This window comes from Streptomyces sp. STR69, assembly GCF_024519455.1.
In the GTDB taxonomy this organism is placed as follows: Bacteria; Actinomycetota; Actinomycetes; order Streptomycetales; family Streptomycetaceae; genus Streptomyces.
The window spans coordinates 226,574-246,680 of the sequence record NZ_JALJRY010000007.1; the positions used below are offsets into that span (position 1 = coordinate 226,574).

The following is a 20,107-nucleotide window of genomic DNA, read 5'->3' on the forward strand; positions in this document are numbered from 1 at the left end:
GGATACCGGTGTCGACGCCGTTCTATGTCTCACCCCAGCAGGCCATGGCCGACCGGGCGGAGTACGCCCGCAAGGGCATCGCCCGTGGCCGCAGCCTGGTCGTGCTGCAGTTCGCCGACGGCATTGTCTTCGTCGGCGAGAACCCGTCCCGTGCGCTGCACAAGTTCAGCGAGATCTATGACCGGATCGGGTTCGCGGCAGCCGGAAAATACAACGAGTACGAGAACCTGCGGATCGGCGGCGTGCGCTATGCCGACATGCGCGGTTACACCTACGACCGTGCGGATGTGACCGCCCGCGGTCTCGCCAACGTCTACGCCCAGACGCTCGGCACGATCTTCTCCAGTGCGGCCGAGAAGCCGTACGAGGTGGAGTTGGTCGTCGCGGAGGTCGGGGACACGTCAGACGGCGATCAGATCTACCGGTTGCCGCACGACGGTTCGATCGTGGACGAGCACGGCTCGGTCGCGGTCGGTGGCAACGCGGAGACGATCAGTACCTATCTGGACCAGCGTCACCGTGACGGCATGACCCTCGCCGAGGCGCTCAAGCTGGCCGTGCAGTCCCTGTCCCGTGACACCAACGGCACCGAGCGGGAGATCCCCGCCGAGCGCCTGGAGGTCGCGGTGCTGGACCGTACCCGCCCGCAGGCCCGCAAGTTCAAGCGGATCGTCGGTGGCGAGCTGTCCCGACTGCTCGACAGTGCCAACGCGGACGCCTCGGCGGAGTCCGACGACGACGGCGAGGACGACGCCGAGAAGTGAGCCGACGTTCGCTCAGCTCCTAGCCCTTCGTGCGCCCCGGCCGGTCATCGGCCGGGGCGCACGGGCGTAGCGGGGCGTCAGGGGCTGCCCGGCGGCGCCGTGGAGCCTCGTACGACCAGTTCCACCGGGATGTCCCCCTCCTCCGGTACACGGCCGTCCAGGACCGCCAGGAGGGCGCGCATGCCGTGTTCCCCGAAGAGTTCGGCGTCGAGGCGGACGGTGGTCAGCTCCGGGTCGAGGGCGGTGGCCAGGGCGAGGTCGTCCAGGCCGGTGATCGACACGTCCTCCGGGATGCGCAGGCCGAGGCGGCGGGCGGCCTTGTAGGCGCCGGCGGCGAGTTTGTCGTCGTCGCAGACCAGCGCGGTGGGCCGGGGGCCCGGTGCCGAGAGGGCGGCCTCTGCGGCGGTCAGGGCGCCCTCGATCGAGATGGGGGCGCGGGTCGTACGGATCGTGGTGCCCTCGAACTCGCCGACGCGTGCGGCCAGTTCACGCGCGCGTACCTCGAAGGTCCAGGACGGGATGTCCGCGGCGAGGTGGAGGAAGCGGCGGTGGCCCAGGGCCAGCAGATGGTCGGCGACCTGGCGGACGCCGTCGGCGATGTCCAGGTTGACGGTCGCGGCGCCGAGGCTGCCCTCCGGGTCGCTGTCGAGCATCACCAGGGGCAGTTGGTCGCCGCGGATCGCGGTGAGGGCGTCGGCGGCCATGGAGGAGGCGATGACGCCGTCCAGGGCGGCCTGGGCGGAGGCGAAGGGGTCACGGGCGGGGCCGATGCCCTCGGGAGAGGGGTAGAGGACCACCCCGAAGCCGTGTTCGGCGGCGACGCGGGCGGCACCGGTGTAGACGCCGGCGAAGAACTCCGTGGTCAGCGCGGGGACGACCAGGAGGACGGTACGGGTGCGTCCCAGCCTGAGATTGCGGGCCGCGAGGTTGGGGCGGTAGCCCAGGTCGCGTGCGGCCTCCCGGACGCGTTCGGCGGTGGTCTCCGAGACCCGGCCTCGCCATTTGTCGCCGAGCACCAGCGAGACGGCGGCCTGCGACACCCCCGCGGCCCGGGCGACGTCGCGGCTCGTGGGGCGGGTGCTGCCTCGTGCCACCGTGGGGCTGCTCCTTCGGCTGTGCTTCGTCTGGACTCGTGAACAGGGCACATGGTACGTATGACGGTGGAAGTTATACGTAAAACGTGAGGGTGGGGCATGGCCGTGGGATATCTGGAGATCCTCAGGGCGCGACACGCCACTCGTCTGCTGGTGGGCACGCTGGTCGGCCGACTGCCGAACGCCACCGCCGCGATCGCGATCGTGCTCTTCATCCGAGCCGAGGGCGGCACCTACAGCCTCGCCGGGGCGCTGGCGGCCGTCTACGGAATCGCCAACGCGGTCGGGCAGCCCCTCCTCGGCCGGCTGGTGGACGTCCACGGACAGCCGCGTGTGCAGCTGCCTGCCGCGGTCCTCTCCGCCCTCGGGATGGCCGTCTTCGCCTGCTGGGGCACCGATCCGCTTCCGCTCGCCTATGTCGCCGTGGCCGCCGCGGGCCTCTTCGCGCCGCCCCTGGAGGGCGGTCTGCGTGCCCTGTGGCCGGCCGTGCTGCGCCGGGAGGAGCAGGTGCACACGGCGTACGCCATGGACGCCGTGGCGCAGGAAGTCATGTTCACCGTGGGGCCGTTGCTCGTGACGGTGTTCGTGTCGCTGTGGTCCGCCCCGGTGGCGCTGCTCGTGCTGAACGTCATAGGGGTGCTGGGCGCCCTCTCCGTGGTCGTGTCGCCCCCCTCGCGCGCGTGGCGGTCGGCTCCGCGTGCGGCGCACTGGCTGGGCGCCCTGCGCTCGCCGGGGCTGCTGGCGCTGCTGGGCGCGTTCCTGTTCGTCGGGATGGCGCTCGGGTCCATCACGGTCGCCTCCGTGCCGTACGCGGACGGCCACGGCGGTGACGTGGTGTACGGGTGGCTCATGGCGGCCATCGGTCTGGGCGCGCTGCTGGGCGGGACGGTCTACGGGGCGCGGCAGTGGAGCGGGACGCCCGAGCGCCGACTCCGGGTCCTGGTGGGGCTGCTGGCGGTGTGTTACCTGCCGCTGATGCTCATGCCGGGCGCGGTCGCCATGGTGCTGCTGACCGTGCTCGCCGGGGTGTTCCTCGCGCCCGTTCTTGCCTGTGCGTTCATCATCGTGGACCGGCATGCCCCGAAAGGGACGGTCACCGAGGCTTTCTCCTGGCTTGTGACGACGTTCACCGTGGGCGCGTCGGTCGGAACGGGCGTCGCGGGGCCGGTCGTAGAGGCCGGTGGGGCCCTGTGGGGGTTCGCCGTGCCGGGGGCGGCCGGGGCGGTGTCGTTGCTGGTCCTGCTGGCCACCGGGCGGGTCCTCGCAGCTCCCGCCGGGGGAGCGGTCGTTGCGGCTTCATCGGAAAATGATCCAAACCGAGCGGTCGAACCCCGTTTCAGCACAGGGGATCGGGCGTAATGTTCACTCATGGACCGCCGCATTTTCGGGCTGGAGAACGAGTACGGCGTCACGTGTACGTTCAGGGGACAGCGACGTCTGTCTCCCGACGAGGTGGCTCGGTACCTCTTCCGCCGTGTCGTGTCATGGGGCCGCAGCAGCAATGTCTTTCTGCGAAACGGCGCCCGGCTCTATCTCGACGTGGGCTCACATCCGGAATACGCGACCCCCGAATGTGACAACGTGACCGAACTGGTCACCCACGACAAAGCCGGCGAGCGCATTCTCGAAGGACTCCTGGTGGACGCCGAACGACGCCTGCACGAGGAAGGAATCGCGGGCGACGTCTACCTCTTCAAGAACAACACCGACTCGGCGGGCAACTCGTACGGCTGCCACGAGAACTACCTGGTGGCACGGCACGGCGAGTTCTCCCGGCTCGCGGACATCCTCATCCCCTTCCTGGTCACGCGTCAGCTGCTGTGCGGCGCGGGCAAGGTACTGCAGACCCCGCGCGGCGCCGTGTACTGCGTCAGCCAGCGCGCCGAACACATCTGGGAGGGCGTCTCCTCGGCCACGACGCGTTCCCGGCCCATCATCAACACCCGCGACGAACCGCACGCGGACGCCGAGCGCTACCGCCGTCTCCACGTCATCGTGGGCGACTCGAACATGTCCGAGACGACCATGCTGCTCAAGGTCGGTGCCACCGACCTGGTGCTGCGCATGATCGAGGCGGGCACGGTGATGCGTGACCTGACCCTGGAGAACCCGATCCGGGCCATCCGTGAGGTGAGCCACGACATCACGGGCCGGCGCAAGGTGCGTCTGGCCAGCGGTCGCGAGGCCTCGGCGATCGAGGTGCAGCGCGAGTACTACGAGAAGGCCGTGGACTTCGTCGATCGCCGCGGCATCCGTACCGGCACCGTCGAGCAGGTCCTCGAACTGTGGGGCCGCACCCTCGACGCGATCGAGGCCGAGGACCTCGACCGGATTGGCACCGAGATCGACTGGGTCATGAAGTACCAGCTGATCGAGCGGTACCGGGCCAAGCACAACATGACCATGTCCCACCCGCGGGTCGCCCAGATCGACCTCGCGTACCACGACATCCACCGTCGCCGAGGGCTCTACTACCTCCTGGAGAGGAAGGGCCAAGCCGCCCGGATCTGCAACGACTTGAAGATCTTCGAGGGCAAGTCCGTTCCGCCGCAGACCACTCGGGCACGGCTGCGCGGCGACTTCATCCGCAGGGCCCAGGAACAGCGGCGGGACTTCACCGTCGACTGGGTCCATCTCAAGCTCAACGACCAGGCGCAGCGCACGGTGTTGTGCAAGGACCCGTTCCGTTCCGTGGACGACCGGGTGGAGAAACTGATCGCCGGAATGTAGGCAAAAGCGTCCGGATACCGATGTCCGGATACATATTCGGTACGCCACACGGGCCCCGTACGTTTCGCGTACGGGGCTCGTGCCACGCCGTAGAGTTGCGCGCACGCCATCAACAAGATCGACCGATACGAGGCCTTCACCGTGCGCCGACGCTCCCTTCTCATCGCTGTTCCCGCAGGACTTGTGACGCTCGCGGGGTGCGGTGACAGCGACTCCTCCTCAAGCAAGGCCAGCGCGTCGCCGTCGCCGTCCGCCTCGGCCACGACCGCTCCGCCGCCGAAGGTCGTGGACGGTCCGGTGCCGGCGATCACCGCGGGCACGAAGTTCGACGAGAAGCCGACCGTCGCCAAGGGCACCGGCGATCCGTCGAAGAACCTCGCGGTCAAGACGGTCATCGCGGGCAGCGGCAAGGCGGTCGCGGAGGGCGACTTCGTCCAGGTCAACTACCTGGGCCAGATCTGGTCGACGGCCAAGGTGTTCGACAACTCCTACGACCGCAAGACCCCGTTGGTCATCCAGCTCGCCCAGGGCAGCATCATCGACGGCTGGCGCTACGGCTTGGCGGGCCGGAAGGTCGGCAGCCGGGTCGAGATGGCCATCCCGCCGACCTGGGGATACGGCACCGCGGGCAACAGTCAGGCGGGCATCAAGGGCACCGACACGCTCGTCTTCGTGATCGACGTGCAGGACGCCTTCAACATCAAGAGCTCCGCCAAGGGCAAGGCCGTCGCCCAGTCCGACAGCGCACTGCCCAAGGTCGGTACGAACACCGACGGCAAGGCCCCCTCGGTCACCGTCCCGAAGGTGGACCCGCCGAAGAAGCTGGTGTCGAACTACGTCCTGGAGGGCGACGGAGCCGTCGTCAAGGCGTCCCAGACGATCCTGTGCCAGTTCGAGGGCGTGGTCTGGAGCACCGGCAAGCAGTTCGAATCGACGTACTCCCAGGGCCGGTTGAGCCAGTTCGCGATCTCGCAGATGGAGTCGGTCGTCAAGGGCCTGGCGCAGGGTGTCACCGGCAAGAAGGTCGGCAGCCGCGTCCTGATCGTCGCGCCCGCCGACCTGGCCTACGGCGACAACCCGCCCAGCGGCGGCGCCATCAAGAAGGGCGACACCCTGGTGTTCTCGGTCGACATCCTGGCGGCGATGTAGCCCCGCGGGTGAAGAGCCTGGCCGACGCATCCGCGCGGCCGGGATGCGAGACTGTCCGAGTTGCCTTGTCGTACACAAGCAGGAGCTAGAGACGTGAGCATCGAGAAGCCCGAGATCGACTTCCCGGAGGGCGCACCCCCGGCCGACCTGGAGATCAAGGACCTTTGGGAGGGTGAGGGCGAGGTCGCGAAGTCGGGCCAGAACGTCACCGTCCACTACGTGGGCGTGGCCTTCAGCACCGGCGAGGAGTTCGACGCCAGCTGGAACCGCGGCACCCCGTTCAAGTTCCCGCTCGGTGGCGGCCGTGTCATCAAGGGCTGGGACCAGGGCGTGCAGGGCATGAAGGTCGGCGGCCGTCGCCAGCTGACCATCCCGGCGCACCTCGCCTACGGCAACCAGAGCCCGACCCCGGCGATCAAGCCGGGCGAGACCCTGATTTTCGTGGTCGACCTCGTCGCCGTCTGATCACCGGATCCGACCGGACCCGATCACCCGGGGCCCATGCCTGCTCGGGCATGGGCCCTCGGCTTTTGTCAGGCCATCTCGGGGCGGTACGGTCATCGTTCGTAAGTACAGAGGAAGGCGAAGGGCGTCGATGGCCATTGCCAAGGCCGAGCGGCTGATGAACCTCGCGCTGTGTCTGCTCGGGACGCGGCGGCCGCTCAGCAAGCGTGAGCTGCGGGAATCCATCGAGGCCTACCTCGAAGCCGGGTCCGACGACTCCTTCAACCGGATGTTCGAGCGCGACAAGGACGATCTGCGCGAACTCGGGCTGGTCATCGAGACGGTGGAGAACCTGGACGGCGAGGTCGGCTATCTCGCCCGCCGCGACAGCAACCGCCTCCCGCCCATCACCCTCGACGCCGAGGAGGCCGCCGCCCTCGGTCTCGCCGCGAAGGTGTGGCAGCAGGCCCGGCTCGCCGGCGCGGCCAGCGGCGCCCTGCAGAAACTGCGCGCCGCCGGAATGCCCGAGGACCTCGACCCGTACGAGCCGCACGGCGCCTTGGAGCCTCGCATTCCGGTGCACGAGGCGTCGTTCGAGCCGCTGATGCTGGCCTGCCGGGACCGTCGGCCGGTCGTGTTCGAGTACCGCAAGGCCACCGCCGCCCGCCCCGAGACGCGCAGCGTCGAGCCGTGGGCCCTTGAGTGCTGGCGCGGCCACTGGTACCTCGCCGGCTGGGACCGGGACCGCGGTGCCGAACGCGTCTTCCGCCTCTCCCGGATCACCGGCAAGGTGCGCTCCCGCAACGGACGGTTCACCGCGGACGTACCCGATGTCGTCACCGTGCGCGAGACCGTCGCGAGCTGGGCGGGGGAGACCGCCGACCGCTCCGCCCTGATCCGGCTGCGCACGGGCTCCGGGTACCCCCTGCGGGCGAAAGCCGCGGCGGTTCGGGAACTCGGGGACGGCTGGGACGAGTTGGAGATTCCGTACGGCCACGGACTGGACGCCTGGCTGGTCGAGTTCGGGCCGGACGTGGTCGTCCTGGAGCCCGCCGAGCTGCGGGCCGACGTGGTGGACCGGCTGCGTGCCGTGGCCAAGGGCTGAGGGGGAGCGGAAGAGAACTGTGGCAGGCAAACCGGTCAGGCCCGTCAACGCCATCGACCAGACCCGGCGGATGCTCTCCCTGGTGACCTATCTCAAGGAGCGCCCCGGAGCACGCGTCGAGGATGTCGCGCGTGCCTTCGGGATCACCGAGGACGAGCTGGTCTCCGACCTCGACGTACTGCCCATGTGCGGGACCAGCTTCCGGGGCGGTGACCTGCTCGACATCGACACCGACGGCGACCGCATCTGGTGGCACAACCCGGACGACGTCGCCGAACCGCTCCGGCTCGCCGCCGACGAGGCGACCGCGCTCCTGGTGGCCGCCCGCGCCGTATCGACCCTCCCGGGTCTGCGCGAGAGCGACCGGCAGGCGCTGCTGCGGGCCACCGCCAAGGTGGAGGCAGCGGCCGGTGAGGCGGCCGGGGCCAGCGCACGCCTGTCGGTGACCTTCGAGTCCGAGGGCGGGGTCTTCGCGGACGTCGACCGGGCGATCTCGGAGCGGCGCCGGCTGTGGATCCGCTACTACTCGCCAGCACGCGACGAGTTGAGCGAGCGTGAGATCGACCCCATCCGGCTGGTCAGCGTCGGGCACACGTACGTGGAGGCCTGGTGCCGCCGCTCCGAGGCACGCCGTACCTTCCGCCTCGACCGGGTCGCCGAGATCAAGATCCTCGACGAGCCGTCCGCGCCGCCCGAGATCGAACTGCGGGACCTGTCGGAGGCGCTGGTGCAGCCCGCTGCCGAGGACCCCGAGGTCGTCGTCGAGGTCGGCCCGGGCGGGCGCTGGGTCGCCGAGTACTACCCGCACGACAGTGCTGATGAGCTTCCCGACGGCGGGTTGCGTATTACCTTGCGCACCCCCGACCCGACGTCCTTGCGCCGCCTGGCCCTGCGGCTCGGGCGCGACGGCCGGATCGTCTCCCCGAGCGATCTCGCCGACAGCGCCCGCCGCGCCGCCCGCGAGGCACTGGCTGCGTACGACGGACCGCAGAGCGTGGTTGACGGTGTGCACGGTGTTGACGACAGGCAGGAGCAGGAGCTGTGAGCGAGTCGACGATGTCCGGTGTCCCGGGTGTCCAGGAGATGACGGTGGCCGCCGCCTTCGCCGGGATGAAGAACGTGATGCCCGTCGTGTTCAGAGCGGGCTGCCCGGACTGCCGGGGCAACTTCGAACTGGCGGCGAGCGCCCTGCGCCTCGCCATCGGCGCCACCAGCCGCACCACGTTCTACTCCTTCACCTGCCCCGACTGCGGCGCCGCCGTCCGCAAACCCGCGGGCGAGCGGATCGTCGAGCTGCTCACCGGCGGCGGGGTCAGGACCCTGCGGCTGACCTCCGTCGGCTAGCAGGGTCTAGGCTCGCCCCATGGTTTGGGCGATGGTCGCGGTAGCTGTGGGTTTTCTGGGTCTCGCCGTGCTCGGCGTGCTCGCCGTCCGGGTCTTCCTGGAGGCGCAGCGGCTCGGACGCCAGGTCACGGAGGCCGCGCAGCGCATCAACAGGGCGGCCGAAGACCTGGAACGGGCGGCCGTGGCGACGGCCCGTTCCGTCGACGCACTGTGAGTCACGTATGCGTGGGGTGTGAGTTGCGCGCCTGATGCGCTTCGCGTCACTTTGCCCTGTCACGTTGTCGGTGGGGGCAGGTACGCTGCTGATCGCGGTCCGGATAACGAGGCCCGGAGCGCGGACCGGGAGTACGCACGGGGATTGCCTGACGTTTACCCCCGAGCGTTACGATCGCTGGCAGCACGAAGGTCGGACAGATGTCCGACCCATCGGACAGCACCCCCACCCCAGCCGCCTCGGTGAGAAGGTAAAGACTTATGTTCGGAAGGCTCGGAGCTCCCGAGATCATTCTCATCCTCGTCGTCATCGTGCTGCTTTTCGGCGCGAAGAAGCTTCCGGACATGGCCCGTTCCCTCGGCAAGTCCGCCCGCATCCTCAAGAGCGAGGCCAAGGCGATGAAGGAAGAGGGCAACAGCACGCCCACCCCCGCCGGCCCGCCGAACACCGACGAGCCCGTGCAGCGCACCATCCAGGCGGCCCCCGGCGACGTGACCAGCTCGCGCCCCGTCACCGAGCCGTCGGACACGACCAAGCGCTGACGCAGGGCCGGGACGCCCCCGGCCTGCCGCACGAGATGAGGACGTGGGTTGCCTAAGTCTGCCCGCACGAAGGAGAAGGACCCCGAGGGGCGGATGCCCCTCGCGGACCATCTGCGTGAGCTGCGCAACCGGCTCGCGAAGGCGATGCTCGCCATCATCGTGGTGACCTGCGTGGCCGCCTTCTTCTACAACGACATCGTCAACATCATCACCAAGCCGGTGTTGCACTCGGTCGGCTGCTCCCAGAACTTCGAGCAGTTGTCGAAGTCGACCGAGAAGACCCAGCAGTGCGCGCAGATCACGATCAACGGTCTGCTGACGCCGTTCACGCTGGCGTTGAAGGTGTCCCTGATGGCCGGTGTCGTACTGGCCTCCCCGGTCTGGCTGTACCAGCTGTGGGGCTTCGTCGCTCCGGGCCTGCACAAGAACGAGAAGAAGTACGCGCTCTCCTTCGTCGGTACCGGCGTTCCGCTGTTCCTCGGCGGCGCCTACTTCGCGTACAGGGTGCTGCCCACCACGGCGAAGGTCCTGATCGGCTTCACGCCGAGCAGCGTCCAGAACCTGCTGCCGCTCGACGACCTGCTCGACCTCGTCACGCGCATGGTGCTGGTCTTCGGGCTCTCCTTCGAGCTGCCACTGCTGCTGATCATGCTCAACCTCACGGGTGCGCTGACCGGCAAGCGGATGCTCAGCTGGTGGCGCGCCATGATCCTCGGCATCACGGTCTTCGCCGCCGTCGCCACCCCGAGCACCGACCCGCTGACCATGCTCGCGCTGGCCGGGCCGATCTGGGTGCTGTACTTCGGCGCGGTCGTCTTCTCCCTGCTCAACGACCGGCGCAAGCGCCGCCGCGACGAGGCGGGACCGGCCGACGACGAGGCCTCCGACCTGGACCTCACCCCCGAGGACATCGGCGACGTCGAAGCCGTCTCGGCCGGCCGGGCAGCCCTGCCCGAGCAGGCGGGCGGCACCGGTTCGGACCGGGTCAACGGGTACGACGACGTGACCTGATCACCTTCCCTACCTCCGCCGAGACCGGCCGTTCCCGCAGCGCGGGCGGCCGGTCTCCGTGTGTGGAGGACCTATGGGAACGGATAATGATCGTCCTGTTGTCAGTGGCGCCCGGTACGCTCGAAAGCACGATGACAGAGGACCTCTCCCCGGCCGAGCGGTATGCGGCAGCCCGCCTGCGGGCAGCCGAGCAGGCCACCGCGCTCGCGGACTTCCGCGAGATGTACGACTTCGGTCTCGACCCCTTCCAGATCGAGGCCTGTAAGGCGCTCGAAGCGGGGAAGGGCGTGCTGGTCGCGGCGCCCACCGGCTCCGGCAAGACGATCGTCGGCGAGTTCGCCGTCCACCTAGCCCTCCAGCAGGGCAAGAAGTGCTTCTACACGACCCCCATCAAGGCACTGTCGAACCAGAAGTACGCCGACCTGTGCCGCCGTTACGGCGCGGACAAGGTCGGCCTGCTCACCGGCGACAACAGCGTCAACTCCGAGGCACCGGTGGTCGTCATGACCACCGAGGTCCTGCGGAACATGCTGTACGCCGGTTCACAGACCCTCCTCGGCCTCGGCTATGTGGTCATGGACGAGGTGCACTACCTCTCCGACCGCTTCCGCGGCGCAGTCTGGGAAGAGGTGATCATCCACCTCCCGGAGTCGGTGACCCTGGTCTCGCTCTCGGCGACGGTGTCGAACGCGGAGGAGTTCGGTGACTGGCTCGACACCGTCCGCGGCGACACCGAGGTGATCGTCTCCGAGCACCGGCCGGTGCCGCTGTTCCAGCACGTGCTGGCAGGGCGGCGGATGTACGACCTCTTCGAGGAGGGCGAGGGCAACAAGAAGGCCGTCAACCCCGACCTCACCCGCCTGGCCCGCATGGAGGCGCAGCGCCCGTCCTACCAGGACCGCAAGCGTGGCCGTGCCATGCGTGAGGCCGACCGGGAGCGCGAGCGCAGATCGCGTTCGAAGGTGTGGACACCGGGACGCCCCGAGGTCATCGAGCGGCTGGACAGCGAAGGTCTGCTGCCCGCCATCACGTTCATCTTCAGCCGAGCCGCCTGCGAGGCCGCCGTACAGCAGTGTCTGTACGCCGGGCTGCGGCTCAACGACGACGAGGCGCGGGAGAAGGTGCGTGCCCTCGTCGAGGAGCGCACCGCGTCCATTCCGTCCGAGGACCTCCATGTCCTCGGGTACTACGAGTGGTTGGAAGGCCTGGAGCGCGGCATCGCGGCCCACCACGCGGGCATGCTGCCGACGTTCAAGGAGGTCGTCGAGGAGCTGTTCCTGCGCGGTCTGGTGAAGGCCGTGTTCGCCACCGAGACCCTGGCACTGGGTATCAACATGCCCGCGCGCTCTGTGGTGTTGGAGAAGCTCGTCAAGTGGAACGGCGAGCAGCACGCCGACATCACCCCCGGCGAGTACACCCAGTTGACCGGCCGGGCCGGCCGCCGCGGCATCGACGTCGAGGGCCACGCCGTCGTGCTGTGGCAGCGCGGGATCAGCCCCGAGCACCTCGCTGGACTGGCCGGCACCCGCACCTATCCGCTGCGTTCCAGCTTCAAGCCGTCGTACAACATGGCGGTCAACCTCGTCGAGCAGTTCGGGCGGCACCGCTCGCGTGAACTCCTGGAGACCTCTTTCGCGCAGTTCCAGGCGGACAAGTCGGTCGTCGGGATCTCACGGCAGGTGCAGCGCAACGAAGAGGGCCTGGAGGGCTACAAGGACTCCATGACCTGCCACCTGGGCGACTTCGACGACTACATGCGGCTGCGTCGCGAGCTCAAGGACCGCGAGACCGAGCTCGCCCGGCAGGGCGTGGCACAGCGGCGCGCAGAGTCCGCCGTCGCCCTGGAGAAGCTCAAGCCGGGAGACGTCATCCACGTCCCGACCGGCAAGTACGCGGGCCTGGCACTGGTGTTGGACCCGGGCCTGCCCGCCGGACGGTCCAACGGCCACCGCGGCTTCGAGCAGCACGACGGCCCGCGTCCGCTCGTCCTGACGGTCGAACGGCAGGTCAAGCGGCTCGCGTCGATGGACTTCCCGGTGCCTGTCGAGGCGTTGGACCGGATGCGGATCCCGAAGTCCTTCAACCCCCGTTCCCCGCAGTCCCGTCGGGACCTGGCCTCCGCGCTGCGCACCAAGGCCGGGCACATCCCGCCGGAGCGGGCCCGCAAGCAGCGCTCGCAGGCCGCGGACGACCGGGAGATCGCGCAGTTGCGTACGGCGATCCGGGCGCATCCGTGTCATGGGTGCAACGACCGTGAGGACCACGCTCGTTGGGCCGAGCGGTACCACCGGCTGCAGCGGGACACCACGCAGCTGGAGCGGCGGATCGAGGGGCGGACCAACACCATCGCCCGGACCTTCGACCGGATCGTCGCGCTCCTCACCGAGCTGGACTATCTGCGCGGCGACGAGGTCACCGAGCACGGCAAGCGGCTGGCCCGGCTCTACGGCGAACTCGACCTGCTCGCCAGCGAATGTCTGCGCGAGGGGGTCTGGGAGGGGCTTGCCCCTGCCGAACTCGCCGCGTGCGTCTCGGCGTTGGTGTTCGAGGCACGGGTCAGTGACGACGCCACGACGCCGAAGGTGCCGTCCGGTGCGGCCAAGGCCGCGCTGGGGGAGATGGTGCGGATCTGGGGGCGTCTCGACGCCCTGGAGGAGGATTTCCGGATCACCCAGACCGAGGGCGTCGGGCAGCGCGAGCCTGATCTCGGCTTCGCCTGGGCCGCGTTCATGTGGGCCAGCGGGAAGGGGCTGGACGAGGTGCTTCGGGAGGTGGAGATGCCGGCCGGGGACTTCGTTCGGTGGTGCAAGCAGGTGATTGACGTGCTGGGGCAGATTTCGGCTGCGGCGCCGGTTTCCGGTGGGGAGGCGACTTCTACTGTGGCGAAGAATGCGCGTAAGGCTGTTGATCTGTTGCTGCGGGGAGTGGTGGCGTACTCGTCTGTGGGGTGACGGGTTCGTTGGCGGCTGCGGGTGTGTGGGGGCTGGTCGCGCCCACGCGGCGGAGCCGCAAATCGACACGGCCCCGCGCCCCTAACGGACTACCGGTTCACGTAGGTTCGCCAGGAACCGTAGTTCGTGATGTCGTCTGCGTCGGAAAGCGCACTCGGCTCGCACAGGAAGCCCGGGACCCTCGTGCCGTCTGCCAACTCCACGCTTCCCAGGGCCATCGGGCGGGGGAGTGCGGCCAGTAGCTTGCCCAAGCCTTTCGCCGGTAGGCGCCACACCTCCGCCTCTATCGACGCGCCGCCCTCACTGCCCACGTGTACCAGGCCCGGCTTGGGCGGCGTCGTCGCCAGGGCATGCAGGCGATACACCGGGGCCGTTGTCGTCGTGCGGTCCAGACGGGCGCCCAGGGACAGGAGTTGGGGGTTGAGGGGCTGGCCCGTCAAGTGGGCTCCTACGACTGCCAGTTGGACCGGCGGTTCCAGCTCGCGCGCGATCTGCGCCAGGCGGCTGTCCGTGAACGCCGGGCCGATCAGCATCACGCCGAAGGGCAACCCGCTCACCTTGCCCGAGGGGACTGCCACCGCCGCCAGGTCGAAGAGGTTCGTGGAGTTGGTGAAGCGGCCCAGGCGGGCGTTGGCCCCCAGGGGGTCGGCCGCCACCTCGGCCAGGGTGGGGTGGCCCGGTGTGGTCGGGAGCAACAGGGCGTCCGCGTCGGCCAGTTCCGACAGGGCCCGGGTGCGGAGGGTCGCGAGGCGTTCCTGGTCGGCGTACAGCTGGTGGGCCGGGATGTCCCGGGCGCGGGTGATGATGCCGGTGACGGTGGGGTCCAGGCCCTCGATGCCGTCCGCTACCGCCTTGTCGACAAAGCTCCCCACTGCCGTGTAGCGCTCGGCCACGAACGCTCCCTGGTAGAGCATGGCCGCCGCTTCAGTGAAGGGGGCGAGGTCGAGGGTGCGGATCTCGGCGCCCGCGTCCCTGAGCTGCTCCACCGCCGCCTCGTATGCCTCGGCCCAGCCCTCGTCCAGCTCGCCCAGTTGATCCCTTGCCGCTACCGCGATCCGCCACGGGCCCGGCGTGCGCTGGGGGAGGGACGGGAGGTCACGGTCGGATGGGGAGGTCATGAAGGACAGGGCCTGTTCGGCCTCGGGGAGGGTGCGGGCGAAGACCGTCACGCAGTCGATCGAGGCGCAGGCCGGGACCACTCCCGTCGTCGGGACCAGGCCCCGGGTGGGCTTGAGGCCGACGATGCCGTTGAAGGCGGCGGGGACCCGGCCCGAGCCCGCCGTGTCGGTGCCGAGGGCGAAATCGACGATGCCCAGGGCCACGGCGACCGCCGAACCGGCGCTGGAGCCGCCGCTGATCCGCGCCGGGTCATGGGCGTTGCGGACCGCGCCGTACGGGGAGCGGGTGCCGACCAGCCCTGTGGCGAACTGGTCGAGGTTCGTGGTGCCGAGCACGATCGCGCCGGCCGCGCGCAGCCGGGCGACGACCGGGGCGTCCGTCTCCGGCTCGTAGGCGTACGCCGGGCAGCCCGCCGTCGTCGGAAGGCCGTGCACGTCGATGTTGCCCTTGGCCGCGAACAGGCGGCCCGCGAGCGGGAGTTGCTCGCCCGCTGCCACCCGCTCGTCGATCGCCCGCGCTTCGGATTCGACGTCCGCCCGCGGGCGCAGGTCGATCCAGATCTCGGGGCGGTCCACGGCCTCGATACGGGCGTAGGCGGCACGGACTCGGGACACGGTGGTCGACATCTCTTGGTGCTCCTTGCTGTTCAGCTTGCGGGGGCGAGGACGAGGAGCGCCGTGCCCGCTTCGACCTGGTCGCCGGGCCTGGCCAGGATCTCGGCCACCACACCGGTCATCGGGGCGTGGACCCTGGATTCCATCTTCATCGCCTCAAGGGCCAGGAGGGGTTGGCCGACGGTCACCTCGTCGCCGGGCTCGACGTTCAACTGCCAGACGGAGGCGGCGAATTCGGCCTCGATCAGGCGTCCGCCGACCGGGATCGTCACCTCGGCCTGTGGTGGGGCCGGTGCGGCTGCCGCCTCTGCCCGGGTGAACTCGCCCGCCGCCTCCCAGGCATCGCGTTCCGCGCCGAACGCGGTCTGCTGCCTGGACCTGAACTCCGCGATGGACTCGGCGTGTTCGCCGAGGAACGCCTCGTACTCGGCGAGCGAGAACGTGCCCTCCTCGATGCGCGGGACGAAACGGCCGGAGATGATGTCGGCCCGGAGTTCGAGGAGTTCGTCCGCCTCCACCGGATACCACTTGATGCGGTCGAAGAAGCGCAGCAGCCAGGGCGAGCCCGGTTCGAACGCGCCGCGCTGCTGCCAGCCCGACCACACCTGGGTCGTACGGCCCACGAACTGGTAGCCGCCGGGGCCCTCCATGCCGTAGATGCAGAGATACGCGCCGCCGATGCCGACCGAGTTCTCGGCGGTCCAGGTACGGGCCGGGTTGTATTTGGTGGTGACCAGGCGATGGCGCGGGTCCAGCGGGGTCGCCACCGGGGCGCCCAAGTAGACGTCTCCCAGGCCCAGTACGAGGTATTCGGCGTCGAAGACCGTGCCGTAGACGTCCTCGACCGAGTCCAGGCCGTTGACGCGGCGGATGAACTCGATGTTCCAGGGGCACCAGGGGGCGTCGTCGCGGACGCCCGCCATGTAGCGGGCGATGGCCTCGCGGGTCGCCGGGTCGTCCCAGGAGAGGGGGAGGTGGACCGTGCGGGAGGGGACGATCAGCTGGTCGGTGGGCGGGAGTGCCGCCGCTATCTCCCTTACGGAGGTGAGGAGTTCGGACTGGGGGAGACGGCTCGGGTCCGTCTGGATCTGGAGGGAGCGGATGCCCGGGGTGAGGTCCGTGACGCCCTCGAAGTCCGCCTCCGACACCGCCTCCATCAGGGCGTGGACGCGCATGCGCTGCGCCAGGTCCAGCTGCATGGGGCCGAATTCGACCAGGAGGTTGTCGTCGCCGCTGCGGCGGAAGGTGACGTCTCCGTCCCGGGCGAGTATTCCGCCGTCCACGATGGACGGGCGGGGTGAGCCGTCGACGTTCACCGGGCGGAAGCGGACGGTGTCGCCGGGCCTGAACTGGCCCAGTTTCCAGCGCTCCTGGCTGATCACCGTCGCCGGGCAGACGAAGCCGCCGAGGGACGGGCCGTCGGGGCCCAGGAGTACCGGCATGTCGCCCGTGTAGTCGACCGCGCCGACCGAGTACGGGGTGTCGTGGATGTTGGACGGGTGCAGGCCCGCCTCGCCGCCGTCGGTGCGGGCCCAGCGCGGCTTCGGGCCGACCAGCCGGACACCCGTGCGCGCCGAGTTGAAGTGGACCTTCCAGTCGGCCGCGTAGAAGTCGTGGATGTCGTCCTCGGTGAAGAACTCCGGTGCCGCGTGCGGGCCTTCGGCCGCCGCCACGTTCCACACGGTGCCGAAGGCCGGGCGGTCGGCGGACGGTACCGGTGTGCCCTCGGCGACCGTGCCGCCGTGCAGGACGTCGCCGGTGCGCAGTGCCCGGCCGCCGTGGCCGCCGAAGCGGCCCAGGGTGAAGGTGCTCGCGCTGCCGAGGAAGGCGGGTACGTCCAGGCCGTCGGCGAACAACACGTAGGTCCGCAGGCCGTGTTCGGCCGGTGCGCCGATCTCCAGTACGGCACCTGGAGGCACCGTCACCGGCTCCCACTGCGGGACCGGAACGCCGTCGACCGTCACCGGTGCCGGGGCGCCCGTCACGCACACCGTGGTGGCGTGGGTGAACCTCAACGTCGGTCCCTGGAGCGTGCATTCGAGACCGGGGGTGCCCTCCTCGTTGCCGAGCGCGCGGTTGCCGAGGCGGAAGGAGAGGTCGTCTATCGGGCCGCACGGAGGGACGCCGACCTGCCAGTAACCGGTGCGGCCGGGCCAGTCCTGGACCGTGGTGAGGGTGCCGCCCGCGACGATCTCGATGCGGGGCGTGGGGTCGGTGACGGTGGCGAGGGTCGCCGTGGAGTGGGCGGCCGTACGGAAGTCCGGCTCGGCGAGGGCCGCCCGGACCAGGCCCAGGTTCGTCTCGATGCCGTCCACACGGGTGCGGGCCAGCGCCTCGTCGAGCCGGCGGAGAGCGTGGGCGCGGTCGGAGCCGTAGGCGATGACCTTCGCGAGCATCGGGTCGTACGACGTCGTCACCTCGGTGCCGGTCTCCACCCAGCCGTCGACACGCACGCCGTGCGGGAACTCGACCCTGGTCAACAGGCCAGCGCTGGGCCGGTGTTCGCGGGACGGGTCCTCGGCGTAGACGCGGGCCTCGACGGCGTGGCCGCGCGGGCTGCCCGGGTCGCGGACGACGTCACGCTCGCCGCGCGCCAGGCGCAGCATCCAGGCGACCAGGTCGACGCCGTAGATCTCCTCGGTGACCGGATGTTCCACCTGGAGGCGGGTGTTGACCTCCAGGAAGTAGGCCTCCTCGCGCCCCGCGTCGTAGACGAACTCGACGGTTCCGGCGGAGCGGTAGCCGACCGAGGCGCACAAGTCACGGGCGCTCGCCGCCAGTTGGTCGCGGATGTGGCCGGGGAGTCCGGGTGCGGGGGCCTCCTCGACAACCTTCTGGTTGCGGCGCTGGAGGGAGCAGTCGCGGTCGCCGAAGGTGACGACCCCGCCCTCGCCGTCGCCGAAGACCTGTACCTCGACATGGCGAGCGTGCTCGACGAGGCGTTCCAGGAAGACGCCGGCGGAGGAGAAGGAGGCGGCGGCCACGCGCTGCACCCGTTCCCAGGACTCGGCCAGTTCATCGGCGGAGTGACATGCCGACATACCGATACCGCCGCCTCCGCCGGTCGCCTTGAGCATGACGGGGTAGCCGATGAGCGCGGCCTGGGCGAGCGCTTCGGTCAGGTCCGCCAACAGGCCTGTGCCCGGGGCCAGTTGGACGCCGGCCGCCTCGGCCGCCGCGCGTGCCGTGTGCTTGGCGCCGAACAGTTCCAGCTGGGCGGGCGTCGGGCCCACGAACACGATCCCGGCGTCCTCGCAGCGCCGGGCGAAGGCCGCGTCCTCGGAGAGGAAGCCGTAGCCGGGGTGGATCGCCCCCGCGCCGGTGTCCTTGGCCGCCTTGAGGACCAAGTCGGCGTCCAGGTACGACTCTTTCGCGGGCGCCGGGCCGAGTCGTACCGCCTCGTCGGCGAGTCGTACGTGCGGTGCGGAGCGGTCGGCGTCGGAGTACACGGCGACCGTGCGCAGGCCGAGTTCGCGGGCGGTGCGGATGATGCGGACGGCGATCTCGCCCCGGTTGGCGATCAGCAGCGTGTCGAAGCTCATCCAGAGACTCCGATCGTCATCTGTACGGCCGTCGGCTCGAAGCCGTTGCAAGGGTTGTTGATCTGGGGGCAGTTGGAGACCAGGACGAGGACGTCGCGTTCGGCGCGCAGGGTCAGTTTCAGGCCCGGTGCGGAGAGGCCGTCGACGATGCCGAGGGTGCCGTCCTTCTCAACGGGCACGTTCATGTACCAGTTGATGTTGGACACCAAGTCCCTTTTGCCCAGGCCGTACTTGGCGCCCTCGGCGAGGAAGTTGTCCACGCAGGCGTGCTGCGACCAGGTGTGATGGCCGTAGCGCAGGGTGTTGGACTCCTTGGAGCAGGCGCCGCCGACCGTGTCGTGCCGGCCGACCTCGTCCTCGGTGACGGTCATCAGCGGGGTGTGCTCGTTCGACATCAGCACGCTGCCGGTGGTCAGGAAGATGCCGCCCTGGGCGTGGATGGTGTCGGGGGCGCTGTAGCGGACCGACGTGTCGTGGGCGTCGTAGACGAGGAAGTCGACGGCCTGGTTGCCGTGCAGGTCGGTGATGGTGAGGGTCTCGCCGGTGCGGACGACGGCGGACCAGGCGGCGCGTGCGGGAACGACGGTCGTGCTCATGCGAGCCCCCTCGCGGCGAGGAATTCGGTGGTGTTGAGGAAGGCGCGGCGGCCCTCGGGCGTGGCCTCCCACAGCGGGTCGCCCGGTCCGGTGGCCTCGGCGCGCCAGGCCAGTACCTCCAGCGGGGTACTGACGTAGTCGGCGCGCGGGTCGGCCGGGTGGGGCACGTTCGCGATCAGTACGGTCACGTCCTGCTCGGCGCGCAGGGTCACGCTGCCGCCGGGGCCGGCCGAGCCGGTGAAGTCGAGGGAGCCGTCGTCGCGGACCTCGACGCCCTGGAAGAAGGAGAGGGACGGTGGCAGGTCGCGGGGCTCCAGGCCGTTCTTGGCGGCGGCCAGTTTGAACAGCTCGCGGCCGGCGGGGGAGTCGGACTGCGGGGTGCCGTCGCCGTAGCGCTCGGTGTTGCGGACGAGGGTGGAGGTGCCGCACAGGGCGTCGTGGCGGCCGGAGGTGTCGGCGACGAGGGAGGCGAGGACGCGGCCCTGGTCGGACAGGAGGAGCTGGCCCTCGCCGAGGTAGGCGTTCCACTGGACCTTGACCGTGTCGGCGACGTTCAGTCGCTCCCAGGGGCGGTCGGCCGCGTGCAGGAGCAGATGGGCGCAGGCGTCGCCGCGCAGGTCCGTGAGGCGGAGTTCGGTGCCGCGGGCCAGGACGCGGTGCGTGTAGTTGCCGCCCGCGACGGTCTCGGCCCACACCAGGTGGCCCGCCGCGCAGGGCGGGGCCGGCCAGTCGGCGGCCGGGACGACGGGCATCGCCTCGGCACGTGTGCCCTCCTGGGCGCGGGCGTGGGCGCGGGCTCCGTAAGTGGTCGCTGTCGCCATCGCGGGGACCTCCGGCTGCGGGAACGTCTGGGTCGTACGACATTTCTGTCGCTCGACAGAAATTAGG

General features: G+C 69.9%; 17 protein-coding genes. 12 read left to right on the forward strand and 5 right to left on the reverse strand.

Annotated elements, in window-relative coordinates:
- The first annotated feature begins 8 nt into the window (after positions 1-8).
- Positions 9-764 carry a proteasome subunit alpha gene (prcA, locus tag OC490_RS15240; protein ID WP_262058452.1) on the forward strand — a complete coding sequence of 252 codons (756 nt, stop codon included), beginning with the start codon at positions 9-11 and terminating at the stop codon, positions 762-764.
- A 77-nt stretch (positions 765-841) separates the two neighbouring features.
- Here the strand turns inward: prcA and OC490_RS15245 are convergent, their stop codons facing one another.
- Positions 842-1,858 carry a LacI family DNA-binding transcriptional regulator gene (locus tag OC490_RS15245; protein WP_262058453.1) on the reverse strand — a complete coding sequence of 339 codons (1,017 nt, stop codon included), beginning with the start codon at positions 1,856-1,858 and terminating at the stop codon, positions 842-844.
- A 99-nt stretch (positions 1,859-1,957) separates the two neighbouring features.
- On the opposite strand from OC490_RS15245, the gene OC490_RS15250 reads away from it, so the two are divergent.
- The 11 genes from OC490_RS15250 (at position 1,958) to OC490_RS15300 (ending at position 13,348) form a co-directional block, all read left to right on the forward strand.
- Positions 1,958-3,217 carry an MFS transporter gene (locus OC490_RS15250; RefSeq protein WP_262058454.1) on the forward strand — a complete coding sequence of 420 codons (1,260 nt, stop codon included), beginning with the start codon at positions 1,958-1,960 and terminating at the stop codon, positions 3,215-3,217.
- Positions 3,218-3,226: 9 nt separating this feature from the next.
- On the forward strand, positions 3,227-4,588 hold the full coding sequence (gene pafA, locus OC490_RS15255) for a Pup--protein ligase (RefSeq protein WP_043681683.1): 1,362 nt from the start codon (positions 3,227-3,229) through the stop codon (positions 4,586-4,588).
- A gap of 141 nt (positions 4,589-4,729) precedes the next feature.
- Positions 4,730-5,737 carry an FKBP-type peptidyl-prolyl cis-trans isomerase gene (locus tag OC490_RS15260; protein ID WP_262058455.1) on the forward strand — a complete coding sequence of 336 codons (1,008 nt, stop codon included), beginning with the start codon at positions 4,730-4,732 and terminating at the stop codon, positions 5,735-5,737.
- A gap of 93 nt (positions 5,738-5,830) precedes the next feature.
- On the forward strand, positions 5,831-6,202 hold the full coding sequence (locus OC490_RS15265; RefSeq protein ID WP_200715030.1) for an FKBP-type peptidyl-prolyl cis-trans isomerase: 372 nt from the start codon (positions 5,831-5,833) through the stop codon (positions 6,200-6,202).
- A 130-nt stretch (positions 6,203-6,332) separates the two neighbouring features.
- A complete protein-coding gene (locus OC490_RS15270; protein WP_019066121.1) occupies positions 6,333-7,286 on the forward strand; it encodes a helix-turn-helix transcriptional regulator in 954 nt (317 codons plus the stop codon).
- A 19-nt stretch (positions 7,287-7,305) separates the two neighbouring features.
- The gene (locus OC490_RS15275; RefSeq protein WP_262058456.1) at positions 7,306-8,331 is read left to right on the forward strand and encodes a helix-turn-helix transcriptional regulator; all 1,026 of its coding nucleotides are present in this window, start codon (positions 7,306-7,308) and stop codon (positions 8,329-8,331) included.
- Positions 8,328-8,630, forward strand: a complete 303-nt coding sequence (locus OC490_RS15280; protein WP_262058457.1) for a hypothetical protein — start codon at positions 8,328-8,330, stop codon at positions 8,628-8,630. Before OC490_RS15275 ends, OC490_RS15280 begins: the two co-directional genes overlap by 4 nt.
- 19 nt (positions 8,631-8,649) lie before the next feature.
- Positions 8,650-8,844, forward strand: coding sequence for a hypothetical protein (locus tag OC490_RS15285; protein WP_262058458.1), 195 nt, complete (start codon positions 8,650-8,652; stop codon positions 8,842-8,844).
- Between the two features lie 260 nt (positions 8,845-9,104).
- Positions 9,105-9,386, forward strand: coding sequence for a Sec-independent protein translocase subunit TatA (tatA, locus tag OC490_RS15290; protein WP_262058459.1), 282 nt, complete (start codon positions 9,105-9,107; stop codon positions 9,384-9,386).
- 48 nt (positions 9,387-9,434) lie between these two features.
- Positions 9,435-10,397 carry a twin-arginine translocase subunit TatC gene (tatC, locus tag OC490_RS15295; protein ID WP_262058460.1) on the forward strand — a complete coding sequence of 321 codons (963 nt, stop codon included), beginning with the start codon at positions 9,435-9,437 and terminating at the stop codon, positions 10,395-10,397.
- Between the two features lie 86 nt (positions 10,398-10,483).
- Positions 10,484-13,348, forward strand: coding sequence for a DEAD/DEAH box helicase (locus tag OC490_RS15300; RefSeq protein WP_262058461.1), 2,865 nt, complete (start codon positions 10,484-10,486; stop codon positions 13,346-13,348).
- A gap of 89 nt (positions 13,349-13,437) precedes the next feature.
- Here the strand turns inward: OC490_RS15300 and atzF are convergent, their stop codons facing one another.
- The 4 genes from atzF to OC490_RS15320 are packed head-to-tail and all read right to left on the reverse strand — an operon-like array spanning position 13,438 to position 20,040.
- The gene (gene atzF, locus OC490_RS15305; protein WP_262058462.1) at positions 13,438-15,093 is read right to left on the reverse strand and encodes an allophanate hydrolase; all 1,656 of its coding nucleotides are present in this window, start codon (positions 15,091-15,093) and stop codon (positions 13,438-13,440) included.
- 20 nt (positions 15,094-15,113) lie between these two features.
- Positions 15,114-18,623, reverse strand: a complete 3,510-nt coding sequence (locus OC490_RS15310; protein WP_262058463.1) for a 5-oxoprolinase/urea amidolyase family protein — start codon at positions 18,621-18,623, stop codon at positions 15,114-15,116.
- Positions 18,620-19,219, reverse strand: coding sequence for an urea amidolyase associated protein UAAP2 (locus OC490_RS15315; protein WP_262058464.1), 600 nt, complete (start codon positions 19,217-19,219; stop codon positions 18,620-18,622). Before OC490_RS15315 ends, OC490_RS15310 begins: the two co-directional genes overlap by 4 nt.
- Positions 19,216-20,040, reverse strand: coding sequence for an urea amidolyase associated protein UAAP1 (locus OC490_RS15320; protein WP_262058465.1), 825 nt, complete (start codon positions 20,038-20,040; stop codon positions 19,216-19,218). Before OC490_RS15320 ends, OC490_RS15315 begins: the two co-directional genes overlap by 4 nt.
- Positions 20,041-20,107: the final 67 nt, after the last annotated feature.

What these genes read in the sequence shown, in the direction of transcription:
- OC490_RS15320 (WP_262058465.1), bottom strand. Translation starts at nt 20,040, where the DNA reads ATGGCGACAGCGACCACTTACGGAGCCCGCGCCCACGCCCGCGCCCAG.
- pafA (WP_043681683.1), top strand. Translation starts at nt 3,227, where the DNA reads ATGGACCGCCGCATTTTCGGGCTGGAGAACGAGTACGGCGTCACGTGT.
- OC490_RS15300 (WP_262058461.1), top strand. Translation starts at nt 10,484, where the DNA reads ATGATCGTCCTGTTGTCAGTGGCGCCCGGTACGCTCGAAAGCACGATG.
- OC490_RS15250 (WP_262058454.1), top strand. Translation starts at nt 1,958, where the DNA reads ATGGCCGTGGGATATCTGGAGATCCTCAGGGCGCGACACGCCACTCGT.
- atzF (WP_262058462.1), bottom strand. Translation starts at nt 15,093, where the DNA reads ATGTCGACCACCGTGTCCCGAGTCCGTGCCGCCTACGCCCGTATCGAG.
- tatA (WP_262058459.1), top strand. Translation starts at nt 9,105, where the DNA reads ATGTTCGGAAGGCTCGGAGCTCCCGAGATCATTCTCATCCTCGTCGTC.
- OC490_RS15270 (WP_019066121.1), top strand. Translation starts at nt 6,333, where the DNA reads ATGGCCATTGCCAAGGCCGAGCGGCTGATGAACCTCGCGCTGTGTCTG.
- OC490_RS15285 (WP_262058458.1), top strand. Translation starts at nt 8,650, where the DNA reads ATGGTTTGGGCGATGGTCGCGGTAGCTGTGGGTTTTCTGGGTCTCGCC.
- OC490_RS15310 (WP_262058463.1), bottom strand. Translation starts at nt 18,623, where the DNA reads ATGAGCTTCGACACGCTGCTGATCGCCAACCGGGGCGAGATCGCCGTC.
- OC490_RS15315 (WP_262058464.1), bottom strand. Translation starts at nt 19,219, where the DNA reads ATGAGCACGACCGTCGTTCCCGCACGCGCCGCCTGGTCCGCCGTCGTC.